Consider the following 19,730-nt stretch of genomic DNA (forward strand, 5'->3'; position numbering starts at 1 on the left):
CCGGGCGGACCGTTCGCTCGGGGCCGTCGTGAGCCGGCGGGCGCCCGGGCGAAGGGGCGCGGTTGCAGAAGCGCGCGACGGCCCGGCCGGGGTTCGCCTGGCTGCGCCCGCGCCAGCCGTGGAGCCCGGAAAACCGACTGGCGGCGCGAGTTGACATAATGTTTCTTATGCGATCCAATGCAGGTGCGGCCGGCAGGGGAGCTCGGCTCGATTTCACGAGCAAATCCATGCACCTGAGGGCCGATCGGGCCGCATCCCGCGGCGGTCGCGGTCGCCGCAACCTGGGTCGGTCGGCCTCGCCCGCGGCAACCTGGGTCGGCCGCACCGCAACCTGGGTCGGTCGGTCGGCCTCGCCCGCGGCAACCTGGGTCAGCCATACCGGTCGCCGCAACCTGGGTCGGTCGGTCGGCCTCGCCCGCGGCGACCTGGGTCGGTCGGCCTCGCCCACGGACGGTCTCGGCCGCCACCCCTGGCTCTGCCCGCCACGAGACCTGGCCGGATGCACCACGGAGCCCCGCAACGCGCCTCAAGGCGTCGTCCGCAACGCCGAGCGCGCCCTTCGGCCCGCCAGCATCGAGCCGCCGCGCCTCAATCTGTACGTGTGTTCAGCCCTTCGGAACCGGGGGCGTCTCGACGTCGAGGCTCAGCAGCGAGCCGCCGTTCGTCAGGACGAACGCGCGCCGGCCGTACGCCGCCGGCGTCATCGCGATGCCGCCGCCGGTCTCGATGCCGTCGATCACGGCCCCGTCCAGCGGAGAGAACAGGAAGATCCCGTAGCGCGTGGTCGTCACCAGCAGCGCCCCCGAGAACGGCACGGGGGCCGAGATGCCGCCGTCAGGCAGGTCCCGGCGCCAGATCGTGCGGCCATCCTCCGGATCGAGCGCCCACAGGCCGGTCATGCCGGAGGACGCAAGCAGCACCTTCCGCGCGGGCACGATCGGACCGCCTCCGCTCCGAGGCTGGTGCGCAGGCTGCTCCCACAGGAGGAGCTCGGTCACGCCGACCGCCGCCTCGTTCATCCAGGCCCGGGTCCCGTTCTCTGCGTCGAGCGCGAAGACCCCGCCCGCGTAACCCGCCACGAAGACCACATCGCCCGAGGCGATCTTCCCGAGGACCGGCGTGGTGTCCGTGTCGAGGTACTTCGGCGTCTGGCCGCCCGCGCTCTGCTCGGCCTCGGCAGCCAGGTCGACGAGCGCCCACTGCTCGGACCCGTCCTTGAGGTCGTAGGCCATCACGACCCCGTCCGAGAACGCGGTGTAGACCTTGTCCCGGCCGAGCGCCGGCCCCGCGTGCCCGGAGATCTCCATCCCGCCCGCCGGCGTCCTGTGCTGGTGCCAGCGCATCGCCCCCGTCGCCGCGTCGAGCGCGATCAGCGTGTCGTTCGAGTTCGTCACGTAGAGCACGCCGTCGCGCAACACCGGCCGCCGCGCGACCCTCGCGTTGGTCATGAAGCGGTAGAGCAGCGCGCCATCGGACGCGCGCACCTTGTAGAGCGCGCCATCGTCCGAGCCGAAATAGACCGTGTCCGACGCGGCGTCGTAGAGCGGCTCGCACTGCACCGGGCCGAGCGTCTCGAAGCGCCAGAGGACGTCGCTCGTGTCCGCGCGCAGCGCGTACAGCCCGTGATCGCTCGATCCGACGAAGACACGCCGGTGCGCCACGTCGATCTCGGGGCGGCCGCGCTCGTAGGCCTCGCCGACCTTGCGCGTCTCGGCGGTGAGCTCGCGGCGCATGGTGATGCCGAGGGCGCCGCCCGGGTGGTGGAGCCAGAGCGGCGCGTCGGGCGCCGCTGCGACGCCCAGGTTGCCGCAGCCGCTCAGCGACGCGAGCCCCAGCCAGACGAGCGCGACGCCCGCTGCGCGGCTATTGCGGCGCATCGCCCGCCTTCTTCTCCGCGTTCTCACGCGCCCGGCGGAGCAGCTGCTCGATCTCCTCCGGCGTCATCGACTGGCCCTTCGGACCGCCGAACGCGGCGCGGGGCGGCACGGCGGCCGGATCGATCTTGCGCAGCATCTCCTCGACGACCGCCTCGAGGAACTGGAACGGGCGGCCCTCCGTCGACGGCGCCTGGAGCTTCTCGTGCGCGCTCTTCAGCAGCTCCTTCGCCTTGTCGGTGTCGCCCTTGGCCAGGTGGAGCCGCGCCTGGTGGTACAGCGCGAGCTCCTTGTAGCCCTTCATGTCGATCGCCTCGAGCTCCTTGAACGACGCGAGCGCGCCGTCGAGATCACCCTTGCCCTCCCGGGCGAAGGCGATGCCCTCGATGGCGCGCCCCTTCACGTCGGGATCGGCCCCGGCCAGCGGCGACGAGACCACGACGCTGTACGCGTCCAGCGCGTGCGCGTAGTCCTTCTTGTCGAGCAGCACCCCGGCCTGCCCGAGCTTCGCCAGCGTCGCCGCCCCGGTGCCGGCGTGCTCGTCGATGACCTTGTTGTACTCGGCGAGCGCGGTGGCGGATCGCTCGTCCGCGGTCTTGAAGGTCCTCGTGACGTCGAGCTCCTTCTCCTCCTCGGTGCGCGTGTCCTCGGCGAGCACCCTGCCCCGGTCCGCGGCGACGGCCGAGACGAGCGCCGACGAAGAGACGGCGTCCTTCTTCTCGGCCCGCGACAGGTAGAACAGCACGCCGCCGGTCGCGACGATCGCCGCCAGCGCGCCCCACTGGAGGATGTGGAAGTTCGCCTTGATCCACCGGCCAGCGCCGCTGCTCATCCGGCTGAGCGCGTCCTCGACCATCTCGCCCGGCAACAGCTGGACCGGGCGGCGCCCCTCGGCCTGCTCCCTGCGGCGAGCGAGCAGCTCCTTCGCGCGGGCGTTCTTGTCCTTGGGCAGCTCCTCGCCGGTCGCCTTCTTCTTGCGACGGCGCGTGGTGGCCTCGTCGCGGCGGCGGGCCGCGCGGTTCGGCGCCGCCTCGGCCGCCTCTTCGCCCGCCGCCTCCGGCGCGGGAGCCTCCTCCGCCTCACCGACGCCGAGCGCCTCGGCCACGCGCTGCGCGGCCTCGCCGTCGCCGTCGTCGCCGCCGGCGTCCTTCACCGGAGCGCCGCGCGGCGGCCTCGCCGGGGCCGCCTCCGCGGCCCCGTCCTCGTCGCCATCGCTCCGCGTGGCGACATCGCCGTCGCTCCGCGCGGATTTCTCTTCGGCCTGCTCTCGGTCCTTGTCCGACACGCGGCGGACTCTAGTCTCGCGGCCTGCGGCGTCAATCTGGCCGGTGAGCGGCGGGCGCTTCGTCGTCCGAGCGCGGCGGCGCCCCGGCCTCCTCGGGCGACCAGGGCGCAGGCGGCGGGGGCGGGATCTCGTCGCTGAGCGGGACGACGGCGCACGCGGACACCTCGACGTTCTGGGTCGCGTACACCACGAAATCGCCGTAATTGCCGGCCTGAGCGCCCGCCGCGGGCGGCAGCGTCGCGAACGCCTCGGTCGGCTCGCTCCCCGGCGGGATCGCGAGCGTGACCGCGCGCTCCGGATCGAGCTCCGGCGCGCTGGCCGGGACGAGCGACGCGCCGTCCCGCTTCGGCGGGCGCCAGCCACGCGTGGGCCTGCCGAACCGCACCTCGCCGGCGCGGCCGTCGTCGGTCCGCGCGCGGCAGAGGACGCGCACGCCCTTGCCGTTGCCGGCCTTCGGGATCACGACGCCGAGGCCCACCCCGCTCTTCGCGAAGCGGCGCAGGCGGCCGAGATCGCGCTCGCGCGGCCCGCCGAGCAGGTCGAGGATGTCGGCCCGGAGCGCGAACCCGAGCCCCCCCGGCAGCGGATCGGGCGTGCCGAGCATGCGCAAGAGCGGCGCCCGGAGCTCGGGTCCGGCGCCGAGCTTCACGAGGGCCTCCGCGATCGCGACCCGCGCGGTCTGGTACGGCTCCTGGCTCAGCCGCTCCGCGAGCGCCGGCCGCGCGGCGTCCTCGCCGATCGCCGCGAGCGCGGCCGCGGCGTACGGGCGGAGCCGCACGTCGCCGAGCGCCGCGATGAGCGGCGGCAGCGCCGCCTTCACCCGGATCTTGGCGAGCGCGTCCACGATCTCGCGCGCCCGCTCGAACGAGGTCACCTCGCCCGCGTCGGCGCCGCCGTCCTGCTCGGGGCCGCGGACCACGTGCCGCAGCCACGCCACGAGCACGTCGTCGCCGCGGCGATCGCCCGACTCCGCCAGCGCGAGCGCCGCGAGGCGCCGCCACTTGCGATCGCGATCGACGACGAGATCACGGGTGAGCGGCGCGCCCTCGCCGAGCCGCGTGAGCGAGAGCGCCGCCCAGCGCCGCACCTCGTCGTCCTCGTCGCGCACGAGCGCGAGGCGCAGCGAGGGCGCCGCCTCGGAGCGGCGCAGATCGAACAGCACCTCGCCCGCCTTGCGCCGGATGGCCACGTCCGCGTCGTCGAGCAGCGCCGCGACCTCGACGACCGCGTCGGCGTCGCCCGCGATGCCGCGGCGGAGCGCGTCGGGCCAGCCCTTGCCCTCCTGCCGGAGGCCGCGGACCTCGTAGCGCCCGTGCGACGCCTCGATCGCGCGCAGCTCCGACCGCATCGCGCCGAGCTCCGCCGGGCGCAGCGCGGAGATGTCTTCCTGCTGGCGCGGATCGGTCGCCACGTCGTAGAGCGCGCACGCGCCGATCTTGCGCGCGCAGACGAGCCGCAGCGTGCCCTTCGCGAGCAGCGTCTGCGTGTCCGTCTCGGCGAACGCGAAGCCCGGGAGCGAGGGCGGCCCGCCCGGCGGGGCCGCCTTGCCCTGCTCCGCCGCCTCGTCGCCGGAGGCGAGCAGCGGCCCGAGGTCGGCGCCGCGCACGCGCGCCGGCCTCGGGATGCCGAGCCCCGCGAGCACCGTCGGCAGGAGATCGACGAGCTGCACGGGCGCCCGGACCACGCGCGGCGAGAGCAGGCCGGGCGCGCTCACGACGAGCGGCACGCGCGCCTGCTCCTCGTACACGGTCGTGCCGTGATAGCGACCGCCGTGCTCGCCGAACTCCTCGCCGTGATCGGCGGTGACGATCACGACGGCGTCCGGGCGCCCCTTGCGGACCTCGTCCACGATCGCGCCCACCCCCGCGTCCGCCACGGCGATCTCCGCGTCGTAGCGGTCGATGTCGCGGTCGCCGAGCGGGTGCTCCGGGTGCGCCTCGTACGGCTCGTGCGGCTCGAAGAGGTGCACCCACATGAACGCGCGCTGCTCCGGCCCGAGCCCGGCGAGGTAGCTCCGCACCTGCTCCAGCCGGAGCTGGGCGCTCGCGAACTCGATCTTCCGGTACTCGAAGTCGAGCGCCCGGTCGCGCAGCGCGCCGAAGCGCTCGCCGTCGATGAAGAACACCGCCGGCGGATAGAAGCCCGCCGTCTTGTAGCCGTAGCGGCGGAGGTGCTGCGCGAAGGTCTCGGAGTCGTCCCCGAGCCCTTGCAGCACGAGCGGGCGGATGTACTTGCCCGTCATGAGCGACGACACCGCGTACGACGTGTGCGGCGTCGGCGTGTACGCCGCGTCGAAGCGCACGCCCTCGGCCGCGAGGCGATCGAGGTTCGGGGTGATCTTCCTGTCGTAGCCGTACGCCCCCACGTGGTCGGCGCGCAGGGCGTCGACGCTGATCAGCACGACGTCGCGCCCCCGCAGATCGATGGCGTGCCCGCTCGCGCGCTCGTCGAGCGGCGCGGCGTCGAGCGGCTCGGGCGGCGACAGCACGGCGGCGAGCTCGACCACGTGGCCGAGCAGCGGGCCGTTCGTCGCGTAGATCAGCCGGATGTTGTCCGCCGACGCGAGCCTGTCCGCGGCGCCGGGCGCGAGCGCCGCGCCGAACGCGAAGAGGACGAGCGCGAGCGCCGCGCGCACCAGCCTGGGCGAGCGCCGCCCGTGCAGGTCCTCCAGGCGCGCCGCGCCGGCAGGCAGCGCCGGCGTCGCGAAGGTCGCCGCCGCGAGGGTGAGCGCCGCGAGCCCCAGGTGGAAGGCGGCGTAGAGGCGCGGCAAGACGCGCACGTTCGCGACCTCGAGCAGGACGATCGCGCAGATCGCCGCGAGGAGGAGCCACCTGCCGGAGGCCGCGGCGCGCGCTCGCTTCAGGGCGCGCGCGGCGCGCGGCGCCGCAGCGAACGTCGCCGCGGCGGCGACGAGCGCGAGCGCCGCGATGAAGGGCGCGCGCCGGCCGCCCTCGAGCATGCGCCCCGTCGAGACCCCGAAGGCCACCGCGCCGCCGAACGCGCCCGCGATCAGCGCGGCCGCGGCGCGGAACGCCTTGCGCTCGGCGCGCATGACGATCTCGAGCACCGCGCCGAGGACGGCGGCGCACGGCGCCGCGGCCGAGAGCGCGAGCGGCAAGAGGTCGCGCAGGGCGCGGCCGAGCTCGTAGGGCCCGAGGAGCTCTCGCCACCGCCACACGCCGACGACCAGGAGCTCGGCGAGCGCGAGCGCCGCGATCGCGAGGTAGGCGTCCGCCATGCGCCACCCGATCTCCGTCTCCAGCTTCCTCGGAGGCGCGTCGGAGCTCCCGCTCGGGAAGGTGGCGCGGCTCGGCGCGGGCGCCGGGGTGGACGGGCGCGCCGGCCCGGCGTGCGGGCGCGGCGCCGCCGGGGCCCGGTGGCCGGCCGGCCCCGGCACGACGCCGGCGATCCCCTCCCCGGCGGCCGTCGTGTCAGGCCGGCTCCCCAGGAGGGGCCGCCCGGAGGGCGCGGGCCCCCCAGGAGGCCGGCTGGCGCCCCCATGGCCCCGCGGGCGCATCGGAGCGGCCCCGTTGCGCTCGGTCATGCGTAGGAGACTTCGAGGATCTCGTACGTGCGCGGCCCGGCGGGCATGTTCACGCGGACCTCCTCGCCGACCTCATGGCCGAGCAGCGCGCGCGCGAGCGGCGAGGCGATGGAGATGCGCCCGACCTTGAGATCGGCCTCCTCGGGGCCGACGATCTGGAAGCTCTGCTCCTCGTCCGTGTCCACGTTCGCGAGCTTGACCTTGGCGCCGAACTGGACCTTGCTGCCGCTCAGCTTCGACGGATCGATCACCTCGGCGCGCGAGAGCGTCTGCTCGAGGTAGCTGATGCGGGCGACGATCATGCCCTGCCGCTCCTTGGCGGCGTGGTACTCGGCGTTCTCGGAGAGATCGCCGTGCTCCCGGGCCGTCCCGATGTCCTTGACGACCTGCGGCAGGTCGATCTCTTTCAGCCGTCGCATCTCTTCGCGGAGCCGCACTTGCCCCTCGGGCGTCATCGGTACTTTCTCGGACATGGTGGGACGCTTTTAGCATGGCTCCCGGCCGGGAGACGACGGCCCTGGGCGCGCCGATCGCCCGAGGCGCCGGGCGCCCGGACCGCAGCGCGTGCCCCCGCCGCCTTCGCCTAGCCGCGCCAGCGAACGATCTTCCGCGGCGGCCGCCGCGCATGGGCGTCCGCTGACTTGGTCGCGCTCCGGACGAGGGCCGCCGCCGTCCTGGAGAGCTCCTCGGGGTGCGGTCCGCCGTGCGGGACGGCCGCGGCGTCCACCGTCGCCGTGGCCGCGCCGGTCGCCTCGGCGACCCGCACCTCGACCGGGACGTCCGCGTCCGGGAGCCGCACGAGGCCCCGGTACACGAACTCCCCTGGCGCATCTCCGGCGTCGGCCTGCTCCAGCACGTAGCGAGCGCCGGAGGACGGCCGCCCGACGGCCTGCGTCACAGCCGCGGCCCCGCGGGGGCGCGGCCCGACGCCGCCTTCTTGGCAGGCATGCCGCGCGGCCCGCCCATCTCGTCGAGGAACCGGCGCGCGGTCACGGCGAACGGGCCGCCCCAGTCCCGGATGACCGACTCGAACACGGCGCGCGCCTCGTCGGGCTTCTTCATCTTGAGGAGCGTCTCGCCCTTGAGGACGAGCGCCTCCGGATCGAGCCCGGAGCCAGGGAAGGTCCGCAGCGCGTAGTCGATCCGCGCGAGGGCCGCGTCGAACGCGTCTTCCTTGAGGTAGTAGCGCGCGACGTAGAGCTCGTGGCGCACGAGCCGCCCCGTCACGACCTCGAGCATGTAGGCCGCGTCCTCGCGGTACCGGCTGCGCGGGTACTGCCGGAGGAACGTCCGGATCTCCTTGTAGGCCTCGAGCGTGGTCGCCTGATCGCGCTCCTCGGCCGGCGGCAGGAACACCGTGTCGTCGATGTCCAGGTAGAGCGCCTTCGCCATCCGGTACTTCGCGTACTCGACGTTCCGGTCCGTCCGGTGCTCCTGGATGAACGCGCGGTACTCCGAGATCGCCTCCGGGTACTTTCCTTGCTCGAAATCGAGGTCCGCGATCCTGAGATCGGCGAGCCGGGCGTAGCGGCTGTAAGGGAAGAGCCGCTTCACCTCGCCGAAGAGGGCGCGCGCGTCCTCCCAGTCCTTGGCCTGGAAGGCGGCCATCGCCTCGTTGTACGCGGCGCGCGCGTCCTCGGTGTACGTGAGGGTCGCGGTGCGGCCGTCGTTGAGCTCGAAATCGCAGCCCGCGAGCCCGCCGAGGGCAGCGAGGCACCCGGCGAGGGCGAGGACAGCGGCGGAGGGTCTCATCGAGCAGGCCTCGTACCCAATCCGGCGCCGGCGCGCCAGGGCTTCCGCCGCGGGGGCGGGCCTGTGCTCCTTCGCTCCCCGCATCGTAGCGCACGGCTGAGCTGGGGTATGGTCGACCCATGCCCGCTTCCTCTCCGCCGCTCGCCCCAGCGGCCACCGCCCCGCCAGGAGGCGCCGCCGCGCCCACCGTGCTCGTGGTGGACGACGAGCGCAACATCCGCCGCACCCTCGCGCTGGTGCTGCAGGGCGAGGGCTACCAGGTCGCGGAGGCGCCGAGCGCCGAGGCGGCGCTGGAGCTGCTCGCGCACGGCGACAGCCCCGTCGACCTCGCCCTCGTCGACCTGCTCCTGCCCGGCATGAACGGCCTCGACCTCCTCCAGCGCGTGCGCCAGGACGACGCCACCCGCGAGCTCCCGGTGATCGTGATCAGCGGCCACGCGACCGTCAACGACGCGGTGAAGGCGATCAAGCTCGGCGCCAGCGACTTCTTCGAGAAGCCGCTGAACCGCGAGCGCGTCCTCGTGGGCGTGAAGAACGCGCTGCAGAACTCGCGGCTCGCTCGAGAGGTCGAGGACCTCAAGGCGCAGGTGCAGGCGCGCTACGAGATGATCGGCCAGAGCGCGGCGATGCAGCGGCTGTTCAAGGAGATCGACCGCGTCGCGCCCACGAAGGCGAGCGTGCTCATCACGGGCGAGAGCGGCACGGGCAAGGAGCTCGTCAGCCGCGCCATCCACCGGCTGTCGCCGCGGGCGCGGGGCCCCTTCGTCCGGGTCAACTGCGCCGCGATCCCGCGCGAGCTCATCGAGAGCGAGCTGTTCGGCCACGAGCGCGGCGCGTTCACCGGGGCGAGCGGACCGAAGCGGGGCTTCTTCGAGCAGGCCCACGGCGGCACGCTGTTCCTCGACGAGATCGGCGACATGGACCTCGCCGCCCAGGCCAAGGTGCTGCGCGCGCTGCAGTCGGGCGAGATCTGCCGCGTCGGCAGCGAGCACAGCCGGTACGTCGACGTCCGCGTGCTCGCCGCGACGAACAAGGACCTCTCGCGCGAGGTCGCCGCGCTGCGGTTCCGCGAGGACCTCTTCTTCCGCCTCGCCGTGTTCCCCATCAAGAGCCCGGCGCTGCGCGACCGCATGGAGGACCTGCGCGCGCTCGCCGACGCGTTCATGGCGGCGTTCTGCAACGAGAACGGCCTCAAGCAGAAGGCCATCGATCCGGTGGTCTACGCCGCGCTCGAGCGCCGGAGCTGGCCGGGCAACGTCCGCGAGCTCAAGAACGTGATCGAGCGCGCCGCGATCCTCTCGAGCGATGTCGTCACGATCGCCGATCTCCCGGAGGATCCGCACGAGAACCCGTTCGAGGACGACGCGCAGGGGGCCGCCGGTGACGGCGCGGCGGCGCCCCCCGCCCCCGGCGCGGCCGAGCCGCCCGCGGGCGCGGCCCGCCACGAGCCGGAGCGCCCTCGCCTCACGCTCCGCGAGTTCCGCGACCGGTCCGAGCGCCGCTACATCGTCGAGGTGCTGGCCAGCCTCGACTGGAACATCTCGCGCGCGGCCGTCCTGCTCGGCGTCGAGCGCACGAACCTCCACAAGAAGATCCGCGCGTACGGCATCAAGCGAGGTGAGGCGCCGTAAGCAAGGCCGGCGCGTCCCGCCTACGTGGCCCCCTCGAGCGCCCTGCGGACGGCGCGGAGGAGCGACTCGGCCGTGAAGGGCTTCCCCAGCACCGCGGCGCCCGGGCGGACGGCGTACGGGCCGTCGAGCGCGTCGCCCGTGTAGCCGGACATGAAGAGCACCTTCATGTCCGGCCTGAGCTTCACGAGGCGAGCGGCGAGCTCGCCGCCGGACATCTCGGGCATCAGCACGTCGGTGAGCAGCAGGTCGACGCGCCCGCGCTGCGCCTCGCAGACGCGCAGCGCCTCGCGCGGCCCGCGCGCCGTCAGCGTCGTGTAGCCGTTCTGCCCCAGGATCCGGCTCGCGAGCGTGACCACCGCGTCCTCGTCGTCGGTGACGAGCACCGTCCCGCCCTCGCCCGGGCGCGGCGCTGCGCGGCGCGGATGCCCCGCGCGCGCTCGCCGCGAGGACGCTGCGCGCGCGGAGAGCGGCAGGTAGATCTCGACGCGCGTGCCCTGCCCGGGCTGGGAGGCGAGCTCGATGTGGCCGTGCCACTGCTTGACGATCCCGTACACGGTGGCGAGCCCGAGGCCGGTCCCCTTCCCCCTCGGCTTCGTCGTGAAGAACGGCTCGAAGGCGCGGGTCCGCACGTCGTCGCACATCCCGCTGCCGGTGTCGCTCACGACGAGGCGCGCGTACCGGCCGGGCGGGACCGCCGGGTGCGCGTCGTGCAGGCTCCCCGCAGCGCCGACGCGGACCGCGCGCGTCTCGATCGACAGCCGGCCGCCGCCTTGCATCGCGTCGCGCGCGTTCAGCGCTAGGTTCATCACCACCTGCTCGAGCTGCCCCGCGTCCGCCAGCACCCGGCAGGCCGACGGACCGAGCGCGATCGCGAGATCGATGCTGCCGCCGACGGCGGCGCGGAGCGCGCCGTCCATGCCGCGCACGACGTCCCGCAGATCCAGCACGACCGGCTGCGCGAGCCCCCGCCGGCTCACCGTGAGCAGCTGCCGCGTCAGCGACGCGGCCCGCTGCGCGGCGCGCTTGATCTCGGCGAGATCCTTCTGCACCGGGCTCTGCTCGTCGAGCTCCTCTATCACCAGGCTCGTGTAGTTCAGGATGATCGCGAGCAGGTTGTTGTAGTCGTGGGCGATCCCGCCCGCGAGCCGCCCCACTGCTTCCATCTTCTGCGCCTGGCCGAGCCCTTCCGAGAGCTCGCGCCGGCGATCGTCGGTGCAGCGCGTGGAGGAGAGATCGACGATGGCCCCGACCACGAGCCGCTCGCCGCGCGCTTCCGCGATGGTCTCGGTCCTCATCACCCGGACCGCCGATCCATCGCGGCGGGTGAGGAAGCCCTCGACCGCGCCGGCCGGCTGCGGCGCCGCGCCCCCGCCGAGGTGGAGCTCGCTCGCCGCGAGCGCCTCCTCCCGCGAGCCATAGCCCATCAGCCGGGCGAGCCCCTCGTTGCAGTCGACGAGGTGGCCGTCGGGCGCGGCGACGTAGAGCCCCGCCGGCGAGCAAGCCGCGAGCAGCGGGCTGTGCGCCACCGGATCCCTCGACGATCGTCCGCTGCTCATCGACGCATGGCCGTGGAGAAACGTTCCGCCGGAGCGACATCTCCGACAACCAGAACTGAAGCGCGGACTCTCCGTCTTTGCAACGTCGTTCACACCGGCCGCACCGCGAACGTCACTGCAGGGCGGCGCGGCGAGCCGCGCAGCGTGGACGGTGTCTCGTTCTCCCCTTCTCTCTTCTCCCCTTCGCTATTCCCCTTCGCTATCCCCCTTCGCTATCCCCCTTCTCTATTGCATCGAACTGGCCTAGACCGCGCCGGGGCTCGAGCGAGCCCGCTGGAGCGCTCCATGTTCTTCCTCGACAGCTCGAACCCGGCCGAGATCAAGGAGCTCTTCTCCTGGGGCGTCCTCTCCGGCGTGACCACGAACCCGCTCATCCTCGCGCGCGACGCGGGTTGCGTCGATCTCGAGCGGCGCATCCGCGAGGTGCTCGCGGCGTCGGCGGGGCCCGTGTCGGTCGAGCTGACGAGCGAGGACGAGGCGGCGATGCTCGACGAGGCCCGCGGCTGTCACGCGTGGGCGCCCGAGCGGATCTGCGTCAAGGTGCCGTTCAGCGACGTCGGCCTCAAGGTGACGCACGCCCTCGCGAAGCGCGGCGTGCGCACCAACGTCACGTGCGTGATGAGCTTCAACCAGGCCTACCTCGCGGCCCTCGCAGGCGGCGCGTACGTCTCGATCTTCAGCGGGCGCATCCGCGACATGGGCTACGCCGCGACCCCGGTCATCGAGCGCACGCGCGCGAGGCTCGATCGCGAGCGGCTGGGCGCCGAGATCATCGTCGGCTCGATCCGCCACCTCATGGACGTGAACGAGGCGCTCGACGCCGGCGCGCACATCGTGACCGTGCCTCCCGCCATCTTGCGGAAGATGCTCCACAACCCGAAGACCGAGGAGACGATCCGCGAATTCAACGCCGCCTGGGAGAAGCGTGCTAAGTAGCCGCGCGTGAACGCCGAGCCCGGCCACGCGCGAGGAGACGGGGAAGACAGGGAAGGCCGCGAAGGCCGCGAAGATTGCGGGCCGCGCCCTCTCGGTAACGGGGACACCCCGGGTCGGCGCTCGCCGCCCCGCGCCGCGCCGGAGGCCTTCGCCGGGCGCAAATACGCGGTCGAAGAGGTGAACCGGGCCCTCGTCTCCGCCGCCGGCCGGCCGCGGACGGTGCTCGACGTCGGCTGCGGGATCGGGCTCAACGGCGCCGCCGTCAAGCGCACGGGCGCGCGCGTGACCGGGATCGAGATCGCGCCCGGCTCGCTCGCGCGCGCCGGCGCGGCGCTCGACGAGGTCCTCGCCGCCGACATCACGAGCGACGCCGCCGTGCGCGAGGCGCTCGGCGACCGGCGCTTCGACCTGCTCCTGTTCGCCGACGTCCTCGAGCACACCGCCGACCCGCTCGCCGTGCTCTGCCGCTTCCTGCCCCACCTCGAGGAGGAAGGCCACGTCATCGTCTCGCTCCCCAACGTCGCGGCCTGGCCGGTGCGCCTCGGCCTGCTCGCCGGCCGGTTCGACTACGAGCCGAGCGGCATCCTGGACGACACGCACCTCCGCTTCTTCACCCGCGCGTCGGCGGTCCGGCTCATCGAGCGCGCCGGGCTCGAGGTGCTCCGCGTCGAGCAGAACCCGATGCTCGTCCGGGCCGCCAAGGGGCTCATCCTCCGCGGCCTCGGCGCAGGAGACGACCCCGGCGATCTCGCCGGCTCGCTCCCCTACAAGGCGTATCACGCGCTCGTCCGCCCGCTGGAGGACGTGGTCGCCGACCGCGCGCCCGGCCTCCTCGCGTTCCAGCACGTGATCGTCGCCAGGAAGCCGCCGCGCCCGCGCCGGATGCGGCTCACCGTCGGCATGCTGACCATGGATGAAGAGGAGAGCGTCGGCGCCATGATCGGCGAGATCAGGAAGGCGGCGCCCGACGCGGAGATCCTCTGCGTCGACAGCTCCACGCGGGACAGGACCGCCGAGATCGCGGCCGGCCTCGGGGCGCGCGTGCTCCGGCAGGTGCCGCCCCGAGGCCACGGGCCGGCCATGGAGCTCCTCATGTACAGCGCCGCCGCCCGGAGCGATCTGCTCATCTACCTCGATTGCGACTTCACCTATCCGGCCGAGAACATCCCCATGCTCAGGCGCCTCATCGAGGAGGAGGGCGCCGACGTGGTGAACTGCGCGCGCACACGCACGAGGCCGGCGGCCATGCCGGTCCCGAACTACGTCGCCAACCGCGCCTTTGCCGCCATGACACACGCGATGCACGGTATCCCGACAACCGACGTCCACAGCGGAATGCGCGCCTACCGCTGCTCGGTGATTCGCGCGTTCGATTTCGACGGTGAGGGTGACGCGTTGCCCATCGACACGCTGCTCTTCCCCGCGAAGTGCGGCTATCGCGTGGTGGAGATGCCCATCGAGTACAACGAGCGCGTCGGCACCTCGAAGCTGCGCAAGCTGGCTGGCACGGTGTGGACCATGATTCGCCTGCTGCGCGCGCTCCCCGTCGGCGCCCGGCTCGGCGACCGCTACGAGCGCCGCTAGGCGTCACGCCGCACGGCGACGCGGACGAAGCGCGCCGGGCTCATCGGCGTGTGACGTGAATGTGGCTATAGCGACGCGGCGCGGCGTCACCTCGACCGCGTGGTCATCGCATTTCTGCCGCCTATACTCCGCACCTTGCAACACCGGAGGAGGCAAGAGATGCGGTTTTTGAAGGGTTTTTGCGTATTAGGTGTGTCCGCGCTGATGGGCGCGGCGGCGGGAGCGGGGTGCGGGGGCGACGACGCCGGCGAGACGAGCTCGAACTCGAGCTCGAGCTCAGCGGGAGGGACCGGCGGCGGGGCTCCAGGCGACTGTTCGCCGACGAACCCGGTCTGCACGGCTGTCGCCTCCGAGTGCATTGCCGTCCACGACAATCAGGGCGCGACGAAGTTTGGTCTGCGGATGGCGCAGCTGACGATCACGAAGCCCGACGTGCTCGCGGTCGGCTATATCGCCCGCCTCGTCGCCGAGGGCCTGACGATGAACCTGCCCGTGTGCAACTTGAATGGCACCGGGACCTTTTCCTGGCTGCTCGAGTTCGACACGGCGACCGGCAAGCTGCGCACCGGCGGCGCGATGCCCACGAGCGACCCGCTCGCGGGCTACTGCTTCGCCAACATGTCTGCAGGCGAGTTCGAGATCGCGCCGAAGGAGCTCGACGCCCCCCTGACCGACGGCGCGTGGAGCGGCGCGTCCGACATCCTGAACGTCCCGATCTTCCTGGACACGGGCGCGGGGGACGCGGCCACCGAGCCGATCGTCCTGCCCATGCACCAGGTGCAGCTCACCGACGCGAAGGTGTCGGCGGACAAGAACTGCATCGGACGGTACAATCACGAGGCGCTCAGCCCGATGGAGGCCTGCCTCCCAGGCCCGGACGGCGATCCCCCTGCGTTCATCAACGGCGGCAAGCTCACCGCGTTCATCACGCTGGAGGAGGTCGACCGGGTGATCATCCCCGGGATCGAGCAGAGCCTCTGTGTCGTGCTCTCGGGCGATATTGGAGAGTACGGCACCGGTGAGACGCCCAATACGTGCAAGCGCGACGAGAGCGGCGGGATCGTGCTGAAGGGCGACTGGTGCAGCGCGACGAACTCGGCCGCGACGGACGAGTGCGCCGACGCCTATGCGCTCGGCGGCGAGTATGCCGCGACCGCCGTCAAGATTGCCGGTCTCTGTCCCCAGTAGCGCTTGCGGGCGGCTCTCCGGGGAGCGTACGATCTGTCGTGGCGTCCTGAAGCCCGCGCCCAGCGGGCGCGGCGCTGCGGGTCGTGCTCCCCCGGAGGGTTCCTTATGCCCCGCGTCATCAAGCATTTCTCCGCCATCCTTGTTCTCCTCGTCATCGCCGGATGTGCCGCTTCGGGAGGCGGGTGCGCCGGCTGTGGAATGACCCCCCTCCCCGCCGGCTTCAAGCCCGCGGACCGCATCGAGAACGCCGGCGCGGCGCGGCTCACGCAGTCGGGCGTCGAGTTCCTCGAGCAGAACCTGGGTGTCCTCGGGCGCGCGCTCCTCGGGGGCGGGGACGGTGGAATCATCACCTTCCCGATCCCCCGGTCCTCCGGGTCCGCGCTGGTCGACTACACCGTCTGTCCTGGTGGAGCCGACCCGAACGCGAGCCCGCCGAGGTGCGCAGCGGAGATCGACGTGGGGAGCGCGGCGCTTCATCTCGAACCGCGGACCCCGCACAACCTGCGAATCCGGGGGTCTCTGCCGGTGCGCCTGCAGAACCTCCCGATCCTCATCGACTTCCTCGTCACGGACAGCACGGTCATCGCCACCCTCAACGGCAACGACGCGTGCCCGCCCGATGACCAGACCTTCACGAACATCAACCTCGACGTCGAGCTCTCGGTCGAGATCGACGTGAATCCGCAGCACTCGCGGCAGGGCTACTCCCGCGTCAAGATCGTCCGGCTCGGCATCGACGAGGATCAGCTCGAGTCGAGGCTGCAGCTCGACTGCGGCGATTCCGTCGCCGGCGACATCCTCGATTTCTTGAGCCCAATCGTCCTCCCCCTCCTGACCGGCTCGCTCGCTGACACGCTGAAGGCCCAGCTCGACCAGCAGCTCTGTCTGAAGGCGGAGCCGACGCAGGACCCAGCCTGCCCCGACGGCACGAACGACATCGGCGGCGTCTGCCGCTACGGCACGCACGCGAACGACGAGTGCGCCTCGATCCTGCTCGGCGTCGAGGGCCACATCGATCTCGGCCGGCTGCTCGCGAGCATCTCCCCGGGTACGCAGGGCGGGTTCGACCTCCTGCTCGCCGGCGGCGGCACGAGCGAGCGGGACGACGGCTCCGATCTCGCGTGGGGCGACCTCAACCCGGTCGGCAACGGGCTCACCCTGGGCCTCTACGGCGGCGCCGAGCCGGTGCCGACATCGAAATGTGTGCCGCTGTCGAACATGGCGCTCCCGGCGGGCATCCCGATTCCCGATGAGCTCGTCGCCAACACCGTCTCCGACTGGCCAGCGGACCTTCCCGGCCCCCACGTCGGTCTCGCGTTCTCCGAGCGCTTCGCGAATTATGCCATGAACGGTCTCTACAACAGCGGCCTGCTCTGTCTCGGTATCTCCACGGAGACGGTGCCTCTCCTCAACTCTGGCACGCTGGGGCTGCTGGCCCCCTCCGCAAAGGATCTCGCGCTCCAGCGCGAGTCGCAGCAGGTCGCGGTCGTCATCCGTCCGCAGGCGCCCCCTCGGCTCACGTTTGGCAATGGCACGAACGGAAGCGACGACCCGCTGATCCGCATCCAGCTGGACCGGGCGAGCTTCGATTTCTACGTCTGGTCGCTCGACAGGTTCATCCGGTTCATGACGGCGACGTTCGACGTGGATGTGCCCATGAACCTCTCGGTCACCCCCGAGGGGCTCACGCCGGTGATCGAGGCGCTCAGGGTCGAGAACGGCGAGGTGACGAACAATGGTCTGCTCCGGGAGAACCCCAAGTCCATCGCGGACGCGCTGGGCGGCCTCCTCGGCGGTCAGCTCGGGCAGCTGATCGGCGGCGGCATCCCGGCGATCGATCTCGACGGGCCGCTCTCGGCGCTCGGGCTCTCGCTGGTGATCCCGGAGTCGGCCGAGGGCGCGGGCTCCCCCGGCCTGCGGAAGCTCACGAAGGGGCAGGACAATTACCTCGGCATCTTCGCGGCGCTCGGAACGACGGCGCAGCAGCGCTCGGCGAGGAGCGACACGCAGGCCGAGCTGAGCCGCAAGGAGGTGCGCGCCGAGGGGCTCCGCCTGCCCACGATGACCCGCGACAACGGGCCGACGGCGCGGCTCGTCATGAGCTCGCCGCTCGACGACGGCACGCGGGCCGTCGAGTACTCGTACCGCATCGACAGCGGCGTGTGGCGCCCGTTCACGCGCGAGCGCATCGTCGAGCTGCGCGACGACTGGCTGCGGCTCCCGGGGCGTCACGTGATCTCGGTGCGATCGCGGATCGCGGGCGCTCCCCTGTCGCTCGATCCCACGCCGGCGACCGTCGAGATGGTGGTCGACGTCGATCCGCCGGTCATCTCCGTCGGCGCCGCGGTGGACGGCCGGGCGCCGCTCGAGGTGCGCGATCGGGTCTCGGACGCCGCGCGCGCGAAGGTGCGCGTGCGGCTCGACGACGGCGCGTGGTCCCCGTGGTCGACGGCGGCGGAGACGACATCGGTGGACGTCGGTGACGCCGTCGACATCGAGGTCGAGGCCGTGGACGAGGAGGGGAACCTCGGCACGGCGCGGCAGGCGATCCTCCGTGGCCGGGTCCCCGTCGACCCGTCGGCGGGCTGCAGCTGCGTCGTGGCTGGCGGCGGCGGCGAGACGCCGTCGGGCGTCCGCTGGCTCGGCCTCGCCGTCGCGGCGGCGGCCTTGCGGCTCGCGCGGCGCGGCGGCCGGGGCTCGTCGCCTCGGCCCCCTGCGCGGCGAGGCGCGCGCGGCGCGAAGGGCGCGCTGGCCGGGATCGCCGTCATGGCGCTCCTCGGCTCGCACGCCGGATGCTCGTGCAGCGAGGAGCCGGAGCAGGTGGAGCCTGGATGCGTCGCGCCCGACTGCATGACGCTGGAGCACGGGCTCATCGGCGCGTACACCTCGGTCGCGGTCGCCGCCGACAAGCGCACGGTCTGGGTCGCCGGCTACGCGGAGGCCGACTGGCGGAACGCGTTCGCGTGGGGTGACCTCGTGGTCGGCACGTGGGACGGCGAGGCGGTCGCGTGGGAGGCGATCGACGGGGTGCCCGCGGAGCCCCCGGTCGACCCGGCCCGGTTCGACGTGAGCGGGTTCCGCGGGGGCCAGACCGACCCCGGCGACGACGTCGGCCTCTGGACGTCGATCGCGGTCGGGCCGGACGGCCAGCCGGCGGTGGCCTACTACGACCGCACGAACCGCGCGCTCAAGTTCGCGCAGCGGCAGGGCGACACGTGGGCGGTGAGCTTCGTGCAGCAAGCGCCGAGCAGCGACATCGGCCGTTACGCGAAGCTGCTCTTCGTGAAGGGGTTGCCCGTCATCGCCTACCTCGCGATGGAGCCGGGCGAGGGCGGCGCGGTCACGTCGAGCGTCCGGATCGCGACCGGCGAGAGCGCCACGCCCGGGGAGGGCGCGTGGCGGTTCGAGGACGTGGCGAAGGACGAGGCGACGCCGTGCCGCGCGTTCCTCTGCGGCGCCGGGGCGAAGTGCCTCCGGAGCACGGGGCGCTGCGCGACGCCGCTCGCGGCCGGCGACTGCGAGCCGGGGTGCGCCTCCGGACAGGCGTGCATCGACGACGGCGGCTCGCCGGCGTGCGCCGCGACCTCCGACGGCAACCGGCTCGAGACGTACCCCGAGGCGATCGGCGACTACGTCGCGCTGGCGCCCGACAATGCGGGCGGGTTCGGGCTGGCGTTCTACGATCGCATCCACGGCGACGTGGTGATCGCGTCGAGGTCGATGGGCGCGTGGGAGACCCGCATCGTGGACGGCGCGGCGCCTGACGGGACGGACACGGGCGACGTGGGCATGGGGACGTCGCTGTTCATCGATCGCGCCGGCGACTGGCACCTCGCCTACGCGGACGGCCGCTCGGAGGGGCTGCGGTACGCGCGGGTGAAGGGAGGCACGGAGGTCGAGCCCTCCGAGGTGGCGGACGACGGGCTCGGGATCGAGGGCGTCCCCTTCGAGGACGGGCAGCACCTCATCGGCGACGACGCGAACGTGTTCGTGACGGCAGCCGGGGAGGTGCGCATCAGCTACCAGGACGCGACGAGCGGTACCCTGCGGCTCGCGATCGGGACGAAGAGCGGCGACGGCCACAGCTGGCTCATCCAGGAGATCGAGCAGGAGGGGTTCGCGGGCGCCTTCTCGCGCATCGTGGAGGCGGACGGGCGGCTGCTCATCGCAAACTGGTGGCGCGTCGGCGGACAGACCACGAAAGGAGACGTGGCGCTCGTCGCCCCCTGAAGCGCGCGCCGGAGCGCGAGCGCCTGGGCCGCGAGACGACGAGATCGCCGCATGCGGCGTCCCCCTGGAGCACTCGGCCGACGGATCGCCGTTGAGCAGGCGATCCGCCGACTGGGTATGCTCCTGGGTCGGCGCGGCCAGGACGCGGGT

The 19,730-nt window shown here is 72.9% G+C and carries 12 protein-coding genes; 5 read left to right on the top strand and 7 right to left on the bottom strand.

The genetic code is table 11. The features are described from left to right. Positions 1-605: 605 nt before the first annotated feature. The 6 genes from WMF11_RS20160 to WMF11_RS20185 form a co-directional block, all read right to left on the bottom strand. On the bottom strand, positions 606-1,877 hold the full coding sequence (locus WMF11_RS20160) for an outer membrane protein assembly factor BamB family protein (protein WP_437553906.1): 1,272 nt from the start codon (positions 1,875-1,877) through the stop codon (positions 606-608). Beyond that, entirely contained in the window at positions 1,864-3,159 is a 1,296-nt protein-coding gene (locus WMF11_RS20165; RefSeq protein WP_437910024.1) for a hypothetical protein, read from the bottom strand. Before WMF11_RS20165 ends, WMF11_RS20160 begins: the two co-directional genes overlap by 14 nt. Positions 3,160-3,190: 31 nt before the next feature. Then, positions 3,191-6,703, bottom strand: a complete 3,513-nt coding sequence (locus tag WMF11_RS20170) for a sulfatase-like hydrolase/transferase (RefSeq protein ID WP_437978609.1) — start codon at positions 6,701-6,703, stop codon at positions 3,191-3,193. Then, on the bottom strand, positions 6,700-7,176 hold the full coding sequence (gene greA / locus WMF11_RS20175; protein WP_437718555.1) for a transcription elongation factor GreA: 477 nt from the start codon (positions 7,174-7,176) through the stop codon (positions 6,700-6,702). The genes WMF11_RS20170 and greA overlap by 4 nt, the downstream gene beginning before the upstream one ends. 110 nt (positions 7,177-7,286) lie before the next feature. Beyond that, a complete protein-coding gene (locus tag WMF11_RS20180; RefSeq protein WP_044965207.1) occupies positions 7,287-7,601 on the bottom strand; it encodes a hypothetical protein in 315 nt (104 codons plus the stop codon). Continuing rightward, a complete protein-coding gene (locus WMF11_RS20185) occupies positions 7,598-8,455 on the bottom strand; it encodes an outer membrane protein assembly factor BamD (RefSeq protein ID WP_437910028.1) in 858 nt (285 codons plus the stop codon). Before WMF11_RS20185 ends, WMF11_RS20180 begins: the two co-directional genes overlap by 4 nt. Positions 8,456-8,574: 119 nt before the next feature. Between WMF11_RS20185 and WMF11_RS20190 the strand changes: the two genes are divergently transcribed. Next, entirely contained in the window at positions 8,575-10,086 is a 1,512-nt protein-coding gene (locus tag WMF11_RS20190) for a sigma-54-dependent transcriptional regulator (RefSeq protein ID WP_437553914.1), read from the top strand. Between the two features lie 20 nt (positions 10,087-10,106). On the opposite strand, the gene WMF11_RS20195 is transcribed toward WMF11_RS20190, so the two are convergent. Then, entirely contained in the window at positions 10,107-11,642 is a 1,536-nt protein-coding gene (locus WMF11_RS20195; RefSeq protein ID WP_437978610.1) for an ATP-binding protein, read from the bottom strand. A gap of 285 nt (positions 11,643-11,927) precedes the next feature. On the opposite strand from WMF11_RS20195, the gene WMF11_RS20200 reads away from it, so the two are divergent. The 4 genes from WMF11_RS20200 to WMF11_RS20215 all read left to right on the top strand — a co-directional run bounded on the left by WMF11_RS20200 (position 11,928) and on the right by WMF11_RS20215 (position 19,580). Continuing rightward, positions 11,928-12,578 carry a transaldolase family protein gene (locus WMF11_RS20200; protein WP_437978611.1) on the top strand — a complete coding sequence of 217 codons (651 nt, stop codon included), beginning with the start codon at positions 11,928-11,930 and terminating at the stop codon, positions 12,576-12,578. Between the two features lie 6 nt (positions 12,579-12,584). After that, positions 12,585-14,162: a methyltransferase domain-containing protein gene (locus tag WMF11_RS20205; RefSeq protein WP_437978612.1), complete on the top strand. Its 1,578-nt coding sequence runs from the start codon at positions 12,585-12,587 to the stop codon at positions 14,160-14,162. A 192-nt stretch (positions 14,163-14,354) separates the two neighbouring features. Then, the gene (locus WMF11_RS20210; protein ID WP_437978613.1) at positions 14,355-15,350 is read left to right on the top strand and encodes a hypothetical protein; all 996 of its coding nucleotides are present in this window, start codon (positions 14,355-14,357) and stop codon (positions 15,348-15,350) included. A gap of 105 nt (positions 15,351-15,455) precedes the next feature. After that, positions 15,456-19,580 carry a hypothetical protein gene (locus WMF11_RS20215; protein ID WP_437978614.1) on the top strand — a complete coding sequence of 1,375 codons (4,125 nt, stop codon included), beginning with the start codon at positions 15,456-15,458 and terminating at the stop codon, positions 19,578-19,580. Positions 19,581-19,730: the final 150 nt, after the last annotated feature.

Source organism: Sorangium sp. So ce295, assembly GCF_051527405.1.
Classification (GTDB): Bacteria; Myxococcota_A; Polyangia; order Polyangiales; family Polyangiaceae; genus Sorangium; species Sorangium cellulosum_B.

Excerpts from the sequence above, each read along its gene's own strand:
- WMF11_RS20160 (WP_437553906.1), bottom strand. The coding sequence starts at position 1,877 with ATGCGCCGCAATAGCCGCGCAGCGGGCGTCGCGCTCGTCTGGCTGGGG.
- WMF11_RS20170 (WP_437978609.1), bottom strand. The coding sequence starts at position 6,703 with ATGACCGAGCGCAACGGGGCCGCTCCGATGCGCCCGCGGGGCCATGGG.
- greA (WP_437718555.1), bottom strand. The coding sequence starts at position 7,176 with ATGTCCGAGAAAGTACCGATGACGCCCGAGGGGCAAGTGCGGCTCCGC.
- WMF11_RS20185 (WP_437910028.1), bottom strand. The coding sequence starts at position 8,455 with ATGAGACCCTCCGCCGCTGTCCTCGCCCTCGCCGGGTGCCTCGCTGCC.
- WMF11_RS20190 (WP_437553914.1), top strand. The coding sequence starts at position 8,575 with ATGCCCGCTTCCTCTCCGCCGCTCGCCCCAGCGGCCACCGCCCCGCCA.
- WMF11_RS20195 (WP_437978610.1), bottom strand. The coding sequence starts at position 11,642 with ATGAGCAGCGGACGATCGTCGAGGGATCCGGTGGCGCACAGCCCGCTG.
- WMF11_RS20200 (WP_437978611.1), top strand. The coding sequence starts at position 11,928 with ATGTTCTTCCTCGACAGCTCGAACCCGGCCGAGATCAAGGAGCTCTTC.
- WMF11_RS20215 (WP_437978614.1), top strand. The coding sequence starts at position 15,456 with ATGCCCCGCGTCATCAAGCATTTCTCCGCCATCCTTGTTCTCCTCGTC.